The organism is Streptomyces sp. NPDC102467 (assembly GCF_044765445.1).
Taxonomy (GTDB): Bacteria; Actinomycetota; Actinomycetes; order Streptomycetales; family Streptomycetaceae; genus Streptomyces.
In genome coordinates, this window is the sequence record NZ_JBIWKA010000017.1 from 49176 (window position 1) to 63059 (window position 13884).

Genomic DNA, 13884 nt, shown 5'->3' on the forward strand with positions numbered 1-13884 from the left:
GGCCAGGCTGAAGACATGACAGAGACCACCCATGAGGCATCCACTGACCTGGTGACGCTGCCGGGTACACCGCTTTCCGACGCCGTGGTGAATCTGATCCAGTCGGTGGAAGTGCGGTCCGTCTTCAACCACAGCATCCGCACCTATCTGTTCGCCCGGCTGGTGGCCGGGCGCCTGGCTCTGACCGTCGGCCGGGACTACGACGACGACCTGTTGTTCGCCGCTTGCGCCATGCACGACATCGGTGTTGCGTCGGACGGCCCGCACAAGCAGCGGTTCGAGGTCGAGGGCGCCGACCGGGCCGCCGCATTCCTCGTCGAGCGCGGGCTGCCCGCGGCGGACGCCGAGCAGGTCTGGCAGGCCATCGCCCTGCACACCTCTCCGGGCATCGCCGAACGCCGCGGCACGCTGTGTGTGCTCGTCCGCGAAGGCGTCGCTCTCGACTTCGGCGGCCCACTGGGTGCCGACCACGTCGACGCCGTCACCGACGAGCAGGCCGCCACCCTGCACACCACGTATCCGCGGCTGGACATGGTCCGCTCACTCACCGACGCGATCGTCGCGCAGGCCGCGAAGCACCCGAAGAACGCACCCCGGTACGCGATCCCCGGCGAGCTCCTGCGCGAACGCGAGGAGTTCGGCCGAACACGGCTGGAGCACGCCTGCCGTTCGTCCCGCTGGGGCAACTGATTCCCCGCACGTCACCGGCTCCACAACCCCCTCAGGAAAAGGAAGCACCACCATGAGCATCCACACCGTCGAGGTCCCCGAGGGCAACGCGGTCTTCGGGCAGACCCGCAGTGCCTTCGCGAGCTTCGGCTATTCCGCCGCGGTTCGCGCGCACGGCCTCCTCTTCATCGCCGGAACGATCGGCCGCCGCGCCGATGGGACCATCCCGGACACCATCGAGGAGCAGACAGAGCTCGCCATCCTGAAGATCGAAGAGATCCTCCGACTGGAGAACCTCGACCTGTCCGCCCTCGTCGACGTCACCAGCTACCACGTCGACATCCGTCAGCACCTGAGCGGCTTCGGCGAGGCCAAACAGCGCCTCGTCACGGCGTCCCTTCCGACCTGGACGATCATCGGGGTCAGCGGCCTCGCCAGCCCGGGACTCCTTGTCGAGATCCGCGCGACCGCGGCGTATCCCGACGCAGTCTCGTAGCCCACCGCTCCGCCGCTCCCGCTCCTGGACCGCCCCTGGCCCGGGAGCCGGGCGGGGGGGGGCGCGGCCACCGTCACGTCACATCCGGATGACCTGGATCAGCGTGATGCGTTCGCCTCGGACGTCGGTCAGGTAGTCGACCATCAGCCGACCACGGGCCTCCGTGCGCACACCTGGACCCGTCCCGGTGCAGTCGGCCCCTTCCAGAAAGACCATGGACTCGCGCACCGCGATCTCGGTCATCAACCGTTCCGCTTCCGTCCACGCCTCTTCCGGGAGTCCTTCCAGCACGTGGCCTTCTCGCGCCCCTCGGGGTCCTGGCTGTTCACCGCCTGCTCGGCAGCGTGCAGTCTGCGAGCGGTCTCGGGGTGCCGCTCGATCCCGACGATCACGCCCCACTGCCGGTAGAACATCCGGATCGGCACGACGCTGTCCTCGTCCCCTGCCCGGACGAACGCCCTCTGCGGGTCCTCGAAGAACTCGGGGAGGCGGGACGGCGTGACCGTCGCCACCGCCTGCCGCAGCGCCGGAAGCGTCAGCTCGGGAGCGGGAATGACAGGGCTGCCCCCGTCCGCGTACGGCATGGTCATCGGGCGCCTCTTCCGCTCGTCGAGCACCCCTGTGGCACGCGCCCGCGCTAGCGCCGTTCCGCTCGCACCTTCTCTCCGACGAGCGAACCCACCCCGTCTTCCTCACCCCCACGCTTCCGGCCCGGGTCGAGACCCCATTGGGCCCACACCGTCTTGCCCACGCTCCGCGACTCCCAGCCCCAGCGATCCGCCAGCGCCCCGACCAGGAGCAGCCCGCGCCCGAACTGGTCCATGCCGTCCGGCGCCCCGCGCGCTTCCGGCTGCCGCTCGGCGCGCGGGTCGCTCACCTCTACGCGGAGCGTCACGTCGGTGACGTAGAGCCCTACGCGGATGAGGTGGTCGCGGACACCGCCGTGCAGGAGGGCGTTCGTCATCAGCTCGGAGACGACGAGGGCGACGTCTCCGGCCAGGTCCGGGTGGCCCCACTCGGCGGCGAGGCGGGCGGCTCGGCGCCGGGCGAGCGGGACGCTGCGCGCGGCGGGGGTGTAGCTGACGGTGTCCTCGCGGACGGCATCGGGCCGGTGTTCGGCCATGACGCGCACCTCTCTGTGCGGTCGGGGAGTTGGTGGTGGCTCTGCCGACCTGCCGGAGGGCAGGTCGGTGCGCTTCCGCCAACTGGCTTCGCCGGGTGGCTTGTTGCGTACGGACAGTAGCGATCTGTCTTTCTCCGGCGCAATGGACTCGGAGATAATTGTCTCCAACGAGTGAGGTAGTCGACGCGTTGACATCACGCGGGGCACCATTGAGTCCGTGAAGCGACCAGCTCAACTCGGCAACCGGACGTCAACTGTCCTTGGCCGCCGCCTCGGTGGAGAACTCCTTCGGCTGCGCGATGCCTCCGGCACGACACAGCAGCAAGCCGCCGAAGCCATCAATGCCACCAACTCGAAGATCGTGAAGATGGAACGCGGCTGGGTTCCGATGCGGGACCCTGACATCAAGGCGCTTCACGAGTTCTACGGCGCCGCCGGGCCCGAAGGCCTCGGTCTCTTGCTGGAGTTGGCCAGGCTCGACCGTGACCGGCGCAAGGCGAGGGGCTGGTGGCGACAGATGCCGCCGGACGGAACGATGGCCGAGTACGTGGCGATGGAAGACGCTGCCACGCTGGTGCGGAACTGGCAGGTCTCACTCATCCCAGGACTGCTGCAGACGCTTGAGTACACCCGCGCACTCGCCGTCGGCGAAGGGAACTGGGACGACCCGGACGAGATCGAACGCTACGCGGAGGTCAAACGGCGGCGCCAGCAGCGCCTGCTGGGCGAAAGACCCCTCCAGTTCTACGGCATCGTGTGGGAAGCCGCGCTACGCCAGGAGGTCGGCGGGCGAAGCGTGATGCGGGCCCAGCTGGAACGCTTGCTGGAACTGGCGGAACTGCCCAACGTCCGCTTGCAGGTTCTGCCGTTCCGGGCAGGCAGCCACCCCAGCATGGCCGGGCCGTTCAGCATCATCAGCTTCGCCGAGGACGGCGCCCTCGACGTGGTCCAGTCCGACACCGTGACGGATATGGTCTGGGTCGAGGACGCCGCGACGAGTACGACGTACCGGACTCACTTCGAGCGCACCGCGCGTCTGAGCCTGGCGCCCCGGGACTCGATCGCCCTCATCGAGGATCTCCGCAAGGAAATGTGAGCGATGCAAGAATTCCGCTTCGAGAAGTCCAGTTACAGCACCGTCGCCAACGAGTGTGTCGAGGTCGCCCGCAACGTGACCGGGGTCGTCGCCGTCCGCGACTCGAAGACACCCGGGACCGCCCCCACCCTCCGCATATCGCCGACGAGTTGGACCACTTTCACGGACTACCTGCGATGACCTTCGCCGACATCCCCACGACCACGCTCGCCGACCTCCTGGGCCGCCCCCAGGTCATGACCCTCGGCATCCGCTCACTCTGGACCCCGGCCCCGCACCTCGCGGGCCCGGCCTTCACGGTGCGCTGCCCGCCCGGCGACAACCTGATGCTGCACGCCGCGATCTACCGCGCGGAGCCCGGCTCGGTCATCGTCGTCGAGTCCGGCGACCTGGACCACGCGCTCGCCGGAGGCAACGTGTGCGCGGTCGCCCAGCGGCGCGGCATCGCCGGGTTCGTGCTGGACGGGGTGATCCGGGACATCGGGGAGGCCCGCGAGGCCGGATTCCCGGTGTACGGGCGCGGCGTCGTGCCGATCCCGGGCACGAAGAAGGCCGTCACTCCGCTGGGCGAGCCGGTGACGTGCGGCGGGGTGACCGTGGCGGCCGGGGACGTGGTCGTCGCCGACGAGGACGGCGTCGTGGTCGTCCCGGTCGACCGTCGCGACCGGACGCTCACCGCGGCGCGGGCCATGCTCGCCAAGGAGGCCGCCGAGTCCCTGGACGACTGGGAGGCGGCCCACCGAGCGAAGATCGACAAGGCGCTGAGCGAGGGCGGCTTCACCGGCTGACAAGGGCCGAACCCGCCCCACGCGGAGCGGAACGCCTCTGCACGCTGGTTCGAGTGAACGGCTGCGCATCTTCGGGGCGGTCCCGCGCGGGGCGTCCCAGAGTTCGGCGCGGGGCACCCGGCACCGGCGTAGCCGGGCCACAGCGACACGGAGGACCAGCGATGAGCGCCGAAACCATCTTGGAGCCGGTCATGGAGCCGCAGCAGGACCCCATCGATCTGTTGATCGCGATCGAAGAAGCGTCCCAGGCACCGATTCGGCCCGAGTTCATCGAGGGAACCGCCATCGTGCCTCCGCAGCCCAATGACAACCACAACGACGGGGCGTGAGAGCTCTTCTACCAGTTCCGTGCTGCCGGAATCCGTCTTGTGGGCTTTGGAAACGGCTATCGCGCCGCCTACAGAGACGGCCGCACCATGGCCCTCGTCATCCCCGACTTCTACGTGCGCCGCCGTCGCCCCACCGATCTCGACGAGTCCTACCGCAAAGCCCACAAGGGCTGGTACCCCCTCGACATGATCGCCCTCGTCGGCGAGGTCACCTCCAGCAACCACGAGACGGACACCGGGCCGAAGCTGCGGACCTATGCCACCGCCGACGTACCCGTGTACGTCCTGATCGACCGGCACGCCATGAAGGCCTCGTGCCACTCCCTCCCGACGGAGGGGCACTACACGACCCGCACCGAGGTCGACCTGGGCCGCCCGCTCCCCCTCCCCGAGCCCTGCCCCGCGCTCGACACCGCCCCGTTCCTGGACTGAGGCGGCGGCCGGGGCCGGATCGGTTGCCGCGGGGGGCAGGGCGTCAGATCAGGTCCTCCTCCGCGCGCCGCACGCCACCCTTCTTCTCCCGCAGCGTGGCCCGCACGCGCTCCAGTACCTGCGGGAAGTCCAGCGGGTCACCGGAGTCGACGGTGGCTTCGGTCGAGGAAGCCACCCTCAGGTTGATCGAGGTGCGGTCGCCGCTGGAGACGACGATCTCCATCACACGCCTCGTGTCGATCCGGGAGAAGTACGCGCGCTGTGACGGGCGCGGGTTCACGTACTGACCGCCGTGCCGGTTCAGCGGCACGGCGGACGTGCGCACCGCCACCACGTCCTGGTAGTGGTACTCGTTCGTGCTCTCCTTCAACTGGCCGGTGTAGAGGTCGAGTTCGCACTTGTAGATGGCCAGTTGGTAGTGGGTCGGGCAGATCACCATGAACTCGTAGCGTGAGTACCGGGTGCGCTGGTCCTGGCCGATCGAGCTGTTGCAGGGGAAGGACGGGCCCCAGACCATCATCTGGTTGCCGCCCGGCACCGGCTCCGCCCCGGCCCGGGCCTCGATGTCGGTGAAGCTCACCCCGGCCGCGCCGGAGACGCCTCTGGGCTGCACCAGGTCCGCGTCGGTGAGGCCGAGTTGGGGCAGCGCGCGGTTCAGGATGGAGAGGGAGTCCATGCCGATCAGCTGGTCGATCTCGGCGTCGGACGGGCGGGGCATCGCCAGCGCGTACGCGGCGTCGTAGGCCTTCTTCGCCGACAGGCCGCCGCTCCCGACGACGCAGCCCACGATGAGGAGGACGAAGCCGAGGCCCTTGTCCGCGCCGCTGGCCGCGACGAGCGTCAGCAGGCCGAGGGCGAAGGCACTCGCGCCGATCCACAGCTTGATCAGGGCGGAGCGCAGCACGGCCGGATCCGGCGGGTCGATGAAGTAGCGGGTGATCCAGTAAGCCGGGGGTCGCGAGGACTGCCCGCCCGGGGCGGGCCGCTGTCCCTGCGGCGGTACGTACGGCTGGGACGCCATGGTTCAGAACTCCTGCCGGTTCGGGGACGTGGAACTGCGCTCTGCCCGGCGGCTGAGCAGCGCGCGGACCGGGCTGCCGGGGACGTCGACGTGGAGGACGATCTCGCGGGCCCGGTCCGGGTCGACCAGCGCGATCAGACGCCGGGCCCCGGCGCCGGGCGCGGGCGGGCCCGACGGGCCGCCCGCCACCATGCCGTCGTTGATGACGAGGGCGAGGGCCCGGGCGTGGTGGCAGTCGGGGTACTCGGTGACGAGACGGACGAGACGCGCGGTCAGGTCGTGGATCTGGCGGGCGCCGTAGCGGTCGGGGTGGCGGCCGCGCAGGGCGGCGAGGACGAGCCGGTAGCGGGCGAGCGGGTCGGCCGGGTCCGTCATCAGCACGTGCTTGAGGTGCGTGATCGCGGATTCGTAGTCCCGGGCGCGCAACGCGTTCTCGGCCGCGACGCGGTGGTCGGTCGCGGGGGCGCCCGCGTTGACCACGATGTCCGCGTTCTGGATCAGGCGCGCCTGTTGGCCGGCGACGTGAAACTCGGTCATGACGCGCCGTCAGCCGTGCGGCAGGGCGGCCACGATGGCCTCCAGGGAGGTGACGATCCCGGCCGCCGATGCGACCCCGGCGAGCAGTCCGGCTGCCCTGTCGAGCGCGGACCGCACCCGCCCCGGGTCGGCCTGCGGCGACGACGCCTCCTCCAGAGCACCGACGAGCTCGGCCGCCGCCCGCTGCGAGCGCCCGTCGCCCCGTACAGCAGGAGTGTTCAACTCCTCGATCAGCAGGGCCAGTTGTCCGGCGAGCTCACCGGGCAGGCCGCCGTGGTTGTGGATCACATCGGCCTGCTGGATGGTGCCGCTCTGCTGCCGGATGTGGAAGGTGGCCATGCGAACCCCCGAGATGTCTGACGCGTCGAAGACAGGGAGCGACTGTAGACATCGGGTCCACCTGAATGAGGTGCAAGTTACCTATCTGGTGACATTCCTGTATGCGCGATGTCGCGGGCGTATGCAATCGGCTCCGGACGCTGCTGCTATCCGATCAGCTCGCACCCGTTTCCTGTCGATCCTGCCGAGGAGGCGACCCGCCGCCGACGAGCGGAAGTAACGAGTTGGTTGCCTGCACCCCTCCCCCTATTGACGCCCCCTTCACGGCCGACTTAGGTTCCTCGCACCCCAATAGGAAACTTTCCTAACAGTTGAACCCGCGAGGAGGCAGGCTCATGGCCGGTACGGCAGGCACCCCGGGCACCCCCAGCGTGCTGCGCGCCATGAACGACCGTGCCGCCCTCGACCTCCTCGTCGCCCACGGCCCGCTGACCCGTACCCGGATCGGCGAGCTGACGGGGCTCTCCAAGCCGACCACGTCGCAGATACTCGGGCGGCTCGAAGCCGCCGGGCTCGTGCGGACCACCGGGAGCCAGACCGGCCGCCCGGGGCCGAACGCCGTGCTCTACGAGATCAGCCCCGGTGCCGCGCACGTCGCCGCCCTGTCCGCCGATCCGACCGGGATCACGGCCGTCGTCGCCGACATCACCGGCGCCGAGCGCGGCCGGTGCCGTATCGAGGCCGAGGCGGTGTCGGAGGACGTCCGGCACCGCACCGCCCAGCTCGTCACCGAGGCCGTCGACGGGGCGCTCGCCCTGGCCGGGCTCGGGCACGACGATCTGACCGCCACCGTCATCGGCACCCCGGGCGCCATCGACCCGGGCACCGGGCAGCTGCGCTACGCCCCGCACCTGCCGGGCTGGCACTCCCGCACCCTGCGCGCCGAACTGGCCGAGGTGCTCGGCACCCCCGTCTCCATCGAGAACGACGTCAACCTCGCCGCCATCGCCGAGCAGTACGAGGGCGCCGCCCAGGACCACGACGACTTCGTGCTCGCGTACGTGGATGAAGGCGTCGGCGCCGCGATCGTGCTCGGCGGAACCCTCCTGCGCGGCGCGACCGGCGGCGCGGGCGAGATCGGCTACATGCCGCTGCCCGGCGCCCCGCTGGCCCGCGGCGGCGACGCCGTCGCCGCCCGCACCGACGCGGGAGGCGGGTTCCAGAGTCTGGTCGCCGCCCCCGCCGTGCGCCAACTAGCGGACGGCACAGCAGACTTGACGAGCGCGCTGGCCCGCGACGACGTCCTCGGCGAAGTCGCCCGGCGCCTCGCCACCGGCCTCGCCGCCGTCGTCGCCGTCGTCGACCCCGAACTCGTCGTCCTGTCCGGCCAGGTCGCCAAGGCCGGCGGCGACGCCCTGCGCGAACGGGTCGAGGCCGAACTCACCGGACTCGCCCTGCCCCGGCCCCAGTTGCGCATCAGTGAACTCGCCGGCGACCCCATCCTCACCGGCGCCCTGCGCACCGCCCTCACCCAGGCCCGCGACACGGTCTTCGACACCAGCAACGCCTGACGCCCCCCTAAAAAGGCCCCGCTCCCCCAACCTCCGTACCAGTAAAGGACGTTCGCCATGCCGCGATGGCGTATACCCCTGCACGCCCCCGTGGTGCTCGCCGCGACCGGACTGCTCCTCGCCGGCTGCGCCAACCCGAGTACCGGAAGCGCCGCCGACGATCCGACGAAGCCGGTCACCATCAAGTTCTGGCACGGCTGGTCGGCACCCGGCGAGGTGAAGGCGATCAACGACTCGATCGCCCGCTTCGAGAAGCTCCACCCGAACATCCACGTGCAGGCCACCGGCAACGTCTCCGACGCCACCATGAACCAGGCCCTGCGGGCCGGCGGTGATGAGGCTCCCGATGTCGTCTCGTCCTTCACCACGAACAACGTCGGCCAGTACTGCGACTCCGGCATGTGGGCCGACCTCGACCCGTTCATGAAGAAGACCGGGATGGACAAGACCAAGGTCTTCCCCGAGTCGCTGCTCAACTACACCAGCTACAAGGGCAATCAGTGCGCCCTGCCGCTGCTCGCCGACGCCTTCGGCATGTACTACAACAAGGACGCGTTCAAGGAAGCGGGCATCACGCACCCGCCGAAGACGATGTCCGAGTTCGTCGCCGACTCCAAGAAGCTCACCGTCAAGAACGGGTCCTCGTACAAGCGCGTCGGCTTCATGCCGAACTTCCGGCTCTACCAGAACAGCCCCGACCGGCTGTTCGCCCAGTGGGGCCCGACGTACTTCGACAAGGACGGAAAGTCGCGGCTCGCGAAGGAACCGGCCACCTACAAGTTCCTCGGCACCGCGAAGAAGCTGATGGACGCGCAGGGCGGATACGACTCCCTGGAGCGGTTCCGGACCTCGTTCGGCGACGAGATGTCGAACCAGAACGCCTTCCTCAGCGGCAAGCTGGCGATGCATCTCGACGGTGAGTGGCGCGGGCTGATGCTGGACGAGTCACAGGCCAAGTTCAACTGGGGCGTCGCCCCGATGCCCGTCCCCGACGACCAGGTCGAGACGTACGGGCGCGGCTATCTGACCGGCACCGTCGCGGGCATCGCGCACAGCAGCAAGCACCAGAACGCCGCCTGGGAACTGGTGAAATTCCTGACCGCTGACACCGATCAGGTCGTCAAGTTCGCCAACGCCATTCACAACGTGCCCTCCACGAAGGCGGCCCTCAAGTCGCCGAAGCTGGACGCCGATCCGGCGTTCCGCACGTTCCTCGGCATCGCGAAGAACAAGTACAGCCAGGTGATGCCCCCGTCGACGAACGGCGGCATGTACATCGTGCAGTTGCAGGACTTCTCGTACACGGAGGAAGCGGGCAAGGTCCCGCATCTGAAGAAGGGGCTGCAACGCCTCGACAAGCTCATCGACGCCGACACCCTGCAGTCGCAGAACTGAGGATCAGGAACTCGCGCATGGCACTCACCCTTTCCCGGCCCGCGCGCCGCAGACTGCGCACGCTGGGCTTCCTCTCCCCCTGGCTGATCGGGTTCAGCGTCTTCTTCGCCTACCCGCTGCTCGCCACCGTCTACTTCTCGTTCATGCACTACAACCAGATCAAGGCGCCCACGTTCGTGGGGCTGCGGAACTGGAAGTACGTGTTCCAGGACATGCCGCTGTTCGGCCCTGCCCTGTGGAACACGCTGTGGCTGGTCGTCGTCATGGTGGCGCTGCGCGTCGTCTTCGGCCTCTCCCTCGGCCTGCTCGTCACGAAGATCAAGACAGGCGTCGGGTTCTTCCGGACCGCCTTCTACCTGCCGTACCTCGCCCCGCCGGTCGCCGCGACCGTCGCCTTCGTCTTCCTGCTCAACCCGGGGACCGGTCCGGTCAACGAACTCCTGGGCAAGGTCGGCATCGACGGCCCGAACTGGTTCAACGACGCGGCCTGGGCCAAGCCCTCCCTCGTCCTGCTGTCCCTGTGGGGCATCGGCGACCTCATGGTCATCTTCATGGCCTCGCTGCTCGACGTACCGAGGGAGCAGTACGAGGCCGCCGACCTCGACGGAGCGGGCGCCTGGAGCAAGTTCCGGTACGTGACCTGGCCGTCGATCACCCCGATCGTGATGTTCGCCGTGGTCACCGGCGTCGTACAAACCATGCAGTACTACACGCAGGCCCTGGTCGCCGGAAAGATCGCCTCCGGCGTCTCCATCGGCCCCGGCTCCGTGATCCAGCCCGGCTACCCGGACCACTCGACCCTCACGGTCCCCCAGCTCGTCTACTCGATGGGCTTCCAGAACTTCAACACCGGCGCGGCGTGCGTGCTCTCGCTGGTCCTTTTCGTCATCGCGATGGCCGTGACCATGCTGCTCATGCGCAAGAGCTCGGGCCTGCTCGCGGCGGAGGACTGATCCCATGACACTTGCGTCTTCTACGACCATGAGGCCGACGCCCACCGCGTCCGCGACCCCGCACCCGAGCGCCTCCGGGCCCGCCCGCAAGCGCGCCCGGCGCAAGGAGATCCTGCACTGGATCGCCGTGCACAGCATCGCGATAGCCGTCGCGCTGCTGTTCGTCCTGCCCTTCGTCTTCGTCTTCCTGACGTCCGTGATGGGCGACGACCAGGCGATGAGCGGCGATCTGTGGCCGAGCTCCTGGCACTGGGAGAACTACAAGACCGTCTTCGAGACCGACGGCTTCCTGACCTGGTGGCGGAACTCGATCGTCTACGCGGGCGTCGGCACGCTCCTCACCGTGTGCTCGGCGGTCCCCGTCGCCTACGCGCTCGCCAAGTTCCGCTTCCGCGGCCGACGCACCGCGATGATCCTCGTCATCTCCACGATGATGCTGCCGCCGCAGGTCATCGTGATCCCGATGTACCTGGTGTGGGCCCAGCAGTTCCACCTCGCGGGCACGCTGTGGCCGCTGATCATCCCGATGGCGTTCGGCGACGCGTACTCGATCTTCCTGCTCCGTCAGTTCCTGCTGACGATCCCGAAGGAGTACATCGAGTCGGCGAAGGTCGACGGCTGCGGTGAGCTGCGCACCCTGCTGAAGATCGTGGTGCCGATGGCCAAGCCGGGCATCGCCGCGATCGCCCTCTTCCAGTTCTTCTACTGCTGGAACGACTACTTCGGGCCGCAGATCTACGCGGCCCAGAACCCGGCTTCCTGGACGCTGAGTTATGGACTCGAATCCTTCAAGTCCGCGCACAGCGTCAACTGGAACCTGACGATGGCCGCGACGCTCCTCGTGATGGCGCCGGTCTGCATCGTCTTCTTCTTCGCACAAAAGGCCTTCGTCGAAGGCGTCACCCTCACCGGGGTCAAGGGCTAAGGACGGTAAGGACGGTTATGAAGCTCGCAGTGGTCGGCGGAGGCTCGACCTACACACCCGAACTCATCGACGGATTCGCGCGGTTGAGGGACACCCTGCCGGTCGAGGAGCTGGTCCTCGTCGACCCGGCCGCCGACCGCCTGGAGCTCGTGGGCGGCCTCGCCCGCCGGATCTTCGCCAAGCAGGGCCACCCGGGCGTCATCCGCACCACGTCCGACGTGGACGAAGGCGTCGCCGACGCCGACGCGGTGCTGCTGCAGCTGCGCGTCGGCGGCCAGGCCGCCCGCAACCAGGACGAGACCTGGCCGCTCGACTGCGGCTGCGTCGGCCAGGAGACGACCGGCGCGGGCGGCCTCGCCAAGGCGCTGCGCACCGTGCCGGTCGTCCTCGACATCGCCGAGCGCGTGCGCCGCACGAACCCGAACGCCTGGATCATCGACTTCACCAACCCGGTGGGCATCGTGACGCGGGCCCTGCTCCAGGCAGGACACAAGGCCGTCGGTCTGTGCAACGTGGCCATCGGCTTCCAGCGCAAGTTCGCCAAGCTGCTCGATGTGGCACCGAGCGAGGTGCACCTCGACCACGTCGGCCTCAACCACCTCACGTGGGAACTGGGCGTCCGCCTCGGCGGCCCGGACGGCGAGAACCTGCTGCCGCGCCTGCTCACCGAGCACGGTGACGCGATCGCCGAGGACCTCCACATGCCGCGCGCGATCGTCGACCGCCTCGGCGTGGTGCCCTCGTACTACCTGCGCTACTACTACCAGCACGACGCCGTCGTACGAGACCTGCGCACCAAGCCGTCCCGGGCCTCGCAAGTCGCCGAGATGGAACGGGAGTTGCTGAAGATGTACGGCGACCCGACGCTCGACGAGAAGCCCGAGCTGCTCGCCAAGCGCGGCGGCGCCTTCTACAGCGAGGCGGCCGTGGACCTGGCCGCCTCCCTGCTGGGCGGCGGCGGCTCCCCGCACCAGGTCGTCAACACGTACAACAACGGCACCCTGCCCTTCCTCCCCGACGACGCGGTCATCGAGGTGCAGGCCGCGGTCGACGGCAAGGGCGCCCGCCCGCTGCCCGTCCCCCAGCTGAACCCGCTCTACTCGGGCCTCATCGCGAACGTCACCGCCTACGAGGATCTGGCCCTGGACGCCGCCCTGCGCGGCGGCCGCGACCGCGTCTTCAAGGCACTGCTCGCGCACCCGCTGGTGGGCCAGATCGAGTACGCGGAGCAGCTCACGGACGAGCTGATCGCGCACAACCGGGAGCACCTGGCGTGGGCCTGAGCACCAGCGTGCTCGCGATCGACGCGGGCAACAGCAAGACCGACGTCGCGGTGATCGCGGCCGACGGAAGTGTCGTCGGCGCGGCACGCGGCGGCGGGTTCCAACCGCCCAAGGTGGGCGTGGACGCGGCCGTGGACGTCCTGACGGAAGCGGTCGGCCGGGCGTTCGCGCAGGCGGGCGTCGAGGCGGTCGGACATGTCTCGGCGTGCCTGGCCAACGCCGATCTCCCGGTGGAGGAAGCGGAGTTGGCGCACGCGCTGCGGGCCCGCGACTGGTCGGCCTCGGCGAGCGTGGACGTACGCAACGACACGTTCGCCGTGCTGCGGGCGGGCCTGCTCGAGGACGCGGAGCCGCGCGGTGTCGCCGTGGTGTGCGGCGCGGGCGTCAACTGCGCGGGCATGCTCCCCGACGGCCGTACCGCCCGGTTCCCCGCGATCGGCAAGATATCCGGCGACTGGGGTGGTGGCGGGGGCCTGGCGGACGAGGCCCTCTGGTTCGCGGCGCGGGCGGAGGACGGGCGCGGCGAGCGCACGGCCCTGATGCGCACGCTCCCCGATCACTTCGGACTCGCCTCCATGTACGCCCTGATCGAGGCGCTGCACCTGGGGCACGTGTCCGCGGCCCGGCGTCACGAATGCGCCCCGGTCCTGTTCGCCACGGCCGCGGACGGCGATCCGGTGGCCCGCGCGTTGGTCGACCGGATGGCCGACGAGGTGGTGGCCATGTCGACGGTCGCGCTGCGCCGGCTGGACCTGTTGGACGAGGAGGTTCCGGTGCTGCTGGGCGGCAGCGTGCTGGCCGCGCGCCATCCTCAGCTGGACTCTCGTATCGGGGAGTTGCTGGCGGCCCAGGCCCCCAAGGCGACACCCCGGGTGGTGTCGGAGCGGCCTGTGCTGGGCGCGGGCCTTCTGGGTCTCGACGCGGTGGGGGCGCCGCCCCGGGTACATGCGAGGCTGCGCGGCTTTTACGCGGGTTAGGTCTCGTCGC

Annotated in this window: 19 protein-coding genes; 13 read left to right on the forward strand and 6 right to left on the reverse strand. The window is 69.4% G+C overall.

Annotated elements, in window-relative coordinates:
• The first annotated feature begins 15 nt into the window (after positions 1-15).
• The gene (locus tag ACIREE_RS31910) at positions 16-690 is read left to right on the forward strand and encodes an HD domain-containing protein (RefSeq protein WP_404159905.1); all 675 of its coding nucleotides are present in this window, start codon (positions 16-18) and stop codon (positions 688-690) included.
• Between the two features lie 52 nt (positions 691-742).
• A complete protein-coding gene (locus tag ACIREE_RS31915) occupies positions 743-1165 on the forward strand; it encodes a Rid family hydrolase (protein ID WP_404159908.1) in 423 nt (140 codons plus the stop codon).
• A 78-nt stretch (positions 1166-1243) separates the two neighbouring features.
• Here ACIREE_RS31915 and ACIREE_RS31920 read toward each other — a convergent pair whose 3' ends face one another.
• From ACIREE_RS31920 to ACIREE_RS31930, 3 genes are read right to left on the reverse strand one after another with little or no spacing between them, the layout of a single operon-like run.
• Positions 1244-1408 (reverse strand): hypothetical protein, encoded by a 165-nt coding sequence (locus ACIREE_RS31920; protein ID WP_404159911.1) that lies wholly within the window; start codon positions 1406-1408, stop codon positions 1244-1246.
• Entirely contained in the window at positions 1408-1755 is a 348-nt protein-coding gene (locus tag ACIREE_RS31925; protein ID WP_404159914.1) for a hypothetical protein, read from the reverse strand. Before ACIREE_RS31925 ends, ACIREE_RS31920 begins: the two co-directional genes overlap by 1 nt.
• Before the next feature lie 47 nt (positions 1756-1802).
• Positions 1803-2288 (reverse strand): ATP-binding protein, encoded by a 486-nt coding sequence (locus ACIREE_RS31930; protein WP_404159917.1) that lies wholly within the window; start codon positions 2286-2288, stop codon positions 1803-1805.
• A gap of 217 nt (positions 2289-2505) precedes the next feature.
• Between ACIREE_RS31930 and ACIREE_RS31935 the strand changes: the two genes are divergently transcribed.
• From ACIREE_RS31935 to ACIREE_RS31955, 5 genes are all read left to right on the forward strand, one after another.
• A complete protein-coding gene (locus tag ACIREE_RS31935; RefSeq protein WP_404159920.1) occupies positions 2506-3384 on the forward strand; it encodes a helix-turn-helix domain-containing protein in 879 nt (292 codons plus the stop codon).
• Between the two features lie 3 nt (positions 3385-3387).
• Entirely contained in the window at positions 3388-3564 is a 177-nt protein-coding gene (locus tag ACIREE_RS31940; RefSeq protein ID WP_404159923.1) for a DUF397 domain-containing protein, read from the forward strand.
• Complete coding sequence (locus ACIREE_RS31945; protein ID WP_404159926.1) at positions 3561-4172, forward strand: RraA family protein; 612 nt, start codon at positions 3561-3563, stop codon at positions 4170-4172. Before ACIREE_RS31940 ends, ACIREE_RS31945 begins: the two co-directional genes overlap by 4 nt.
• A 161-nt stretch (positions 4173-4333) precedes the next feature.
• Positions 4334-4501 carry a hypothetical protein gene (locus ACIREE_RS31950; RefSeq protein ID WP_404159928.1) on the forward strand — a complete coding sequence of 56 codons (168 nt, stop codon included), beginning with the start codon at positions 4334-4336 and terminating at the stop codon, positions 4499-4501.
• Positions 4502-4588: 87 nt separating this feature from the next.
• Positions 4589-4933, forward strand: coding sequence for a Uma2 family endonuclease (locus ACIREE_RS31955; protein ID WP_404159930.1), 345 nt, complete (start codon positions 4589-4591; stop codon positions 4931-4933).
• 43 nt (positions 4934-4976) lie between these two features.
• Here the strand turns inward: ACIREE_RS31955 and ACIREE_RS31960 are convergent, their stop codons facing one another.
• Genes ACIREE_RS31960 through ACIREE_RS31970 form a run of 3 tightly spaced genes read right to left on the reverse strand, consistent with a single transcriptional unit; the run spans position 4977 to position 6830 of the window.
• Complete coding sequence (locus tag ACIREE_RS31960; RefSeq protein WP_404159932.1) at positions 4977-5954, reverse strand: hypothetical protein; 978 nt, start codon at positions 5952-5954, stop codon at positions 4977-4979.
• A gap of 3 nt (positions 5955-5957) precedes the next feature.
• A complete protein-coding gene (locus ACIREE_RS31965; protein WP_404159935.1) occupies positions 5958-6491 on the reverse strand; it encodes a hypothetical protein in 534 nt (177 codons plus the stop codon).
• A 9-nt stretch (positions 6492-6500) separates the two neighbouring features.
• Entirely contained in the window at positions 6501-6830 is a 330-nt protein-coding gene (locus tag ACIREE_RS31970) for a hypothetical protein (RefSeq protein ID WP_404159938.1), read from the reverse strand.
• A gap of 335 nt (positions 6831-7165) precedes the next feature.
• On the opposite strand from ACIREE_RS31970, the gene ACIREE_RS31975 reads away from it, so the two are divergent.
• The 6 genes from ACIREE_RS31975 to ACIREE_RS32000 are packed head-to-tail and all read left to right on the forward strand — an operon-like array spanning position 7166 to position 13874.
• A complete protein-coding gene (locus ACIREE_RS31975; RefSeq protein WP_404159941.1) occupies positions 7166-8341 on the forward strand; it encodes an ROK family transcriptional regulator in 1176 nt (391 codons plus the stop codon).
• A 57-nt stretch (positions 8342-8398) separates the two neighbouring features.
• Positions 8399-9736 (forward strand): ABC transporter substrate-binding protein, encoded by a 1338-nt coding sequence (locus tag ACIREE_RS31980; RefSeq protein WP_404159943.1) that lies wholly within the window; start codon positions 8399-8401, stop codon positions 9734-9736.
• Positions 9737-9753: 17 nt separating this feature from the next.
• Positions 9754-10689: a carbohydrate ABC transporter permease gene (locus ACIREE_RS31985; protein ID WP_404159945.1), complete on the forward strand. Its 936-nt coding sequence runs from the start codon at positions 9754-9756 to the stop codon at positions 10687-10689.
• 28 nt (positions 10690-10717) lie between these two features.
• Complete coding sequence (locus tag ACIREE_RS31990) at positions 10718-11614, forward strand: carbohydrate ABC transporter permease (protein WP_404159948.1); 897 nt, start codon at positions 10718-10720, stop codon at positions 11612-11614.
• A gap of 17 nt (positions 11615-11631) precedes the next feature.
• On the forward strand, positions 11632-12897 hold the full coding sequence (locus ACIREE_RS31995) for a 6-phospho-beta-glucosidase (RefSeq protein WP_404159951.1): 1266 nt from the start codon (positions 11632-11634) through the stop codon (positions 12895-12897).
• Positions 12888-13874 (forward strand): N-acetylglucosamine kinase, encoded by a 987-nt coding sequence (locus ACIREE_RS32000; protein WP_404159954.1) that lies wholly within the window; start codon positions 12888-12890, stop codon positions 13872-13874. The genes ACIREE_RS31995 and ACIREE_RS32000 overlap by 10 nt, the downstream gene beginning before the upstream one ends.
• The last annotated feature ends 10 nt before the right edge of the window (positions 13875-13884 follow it).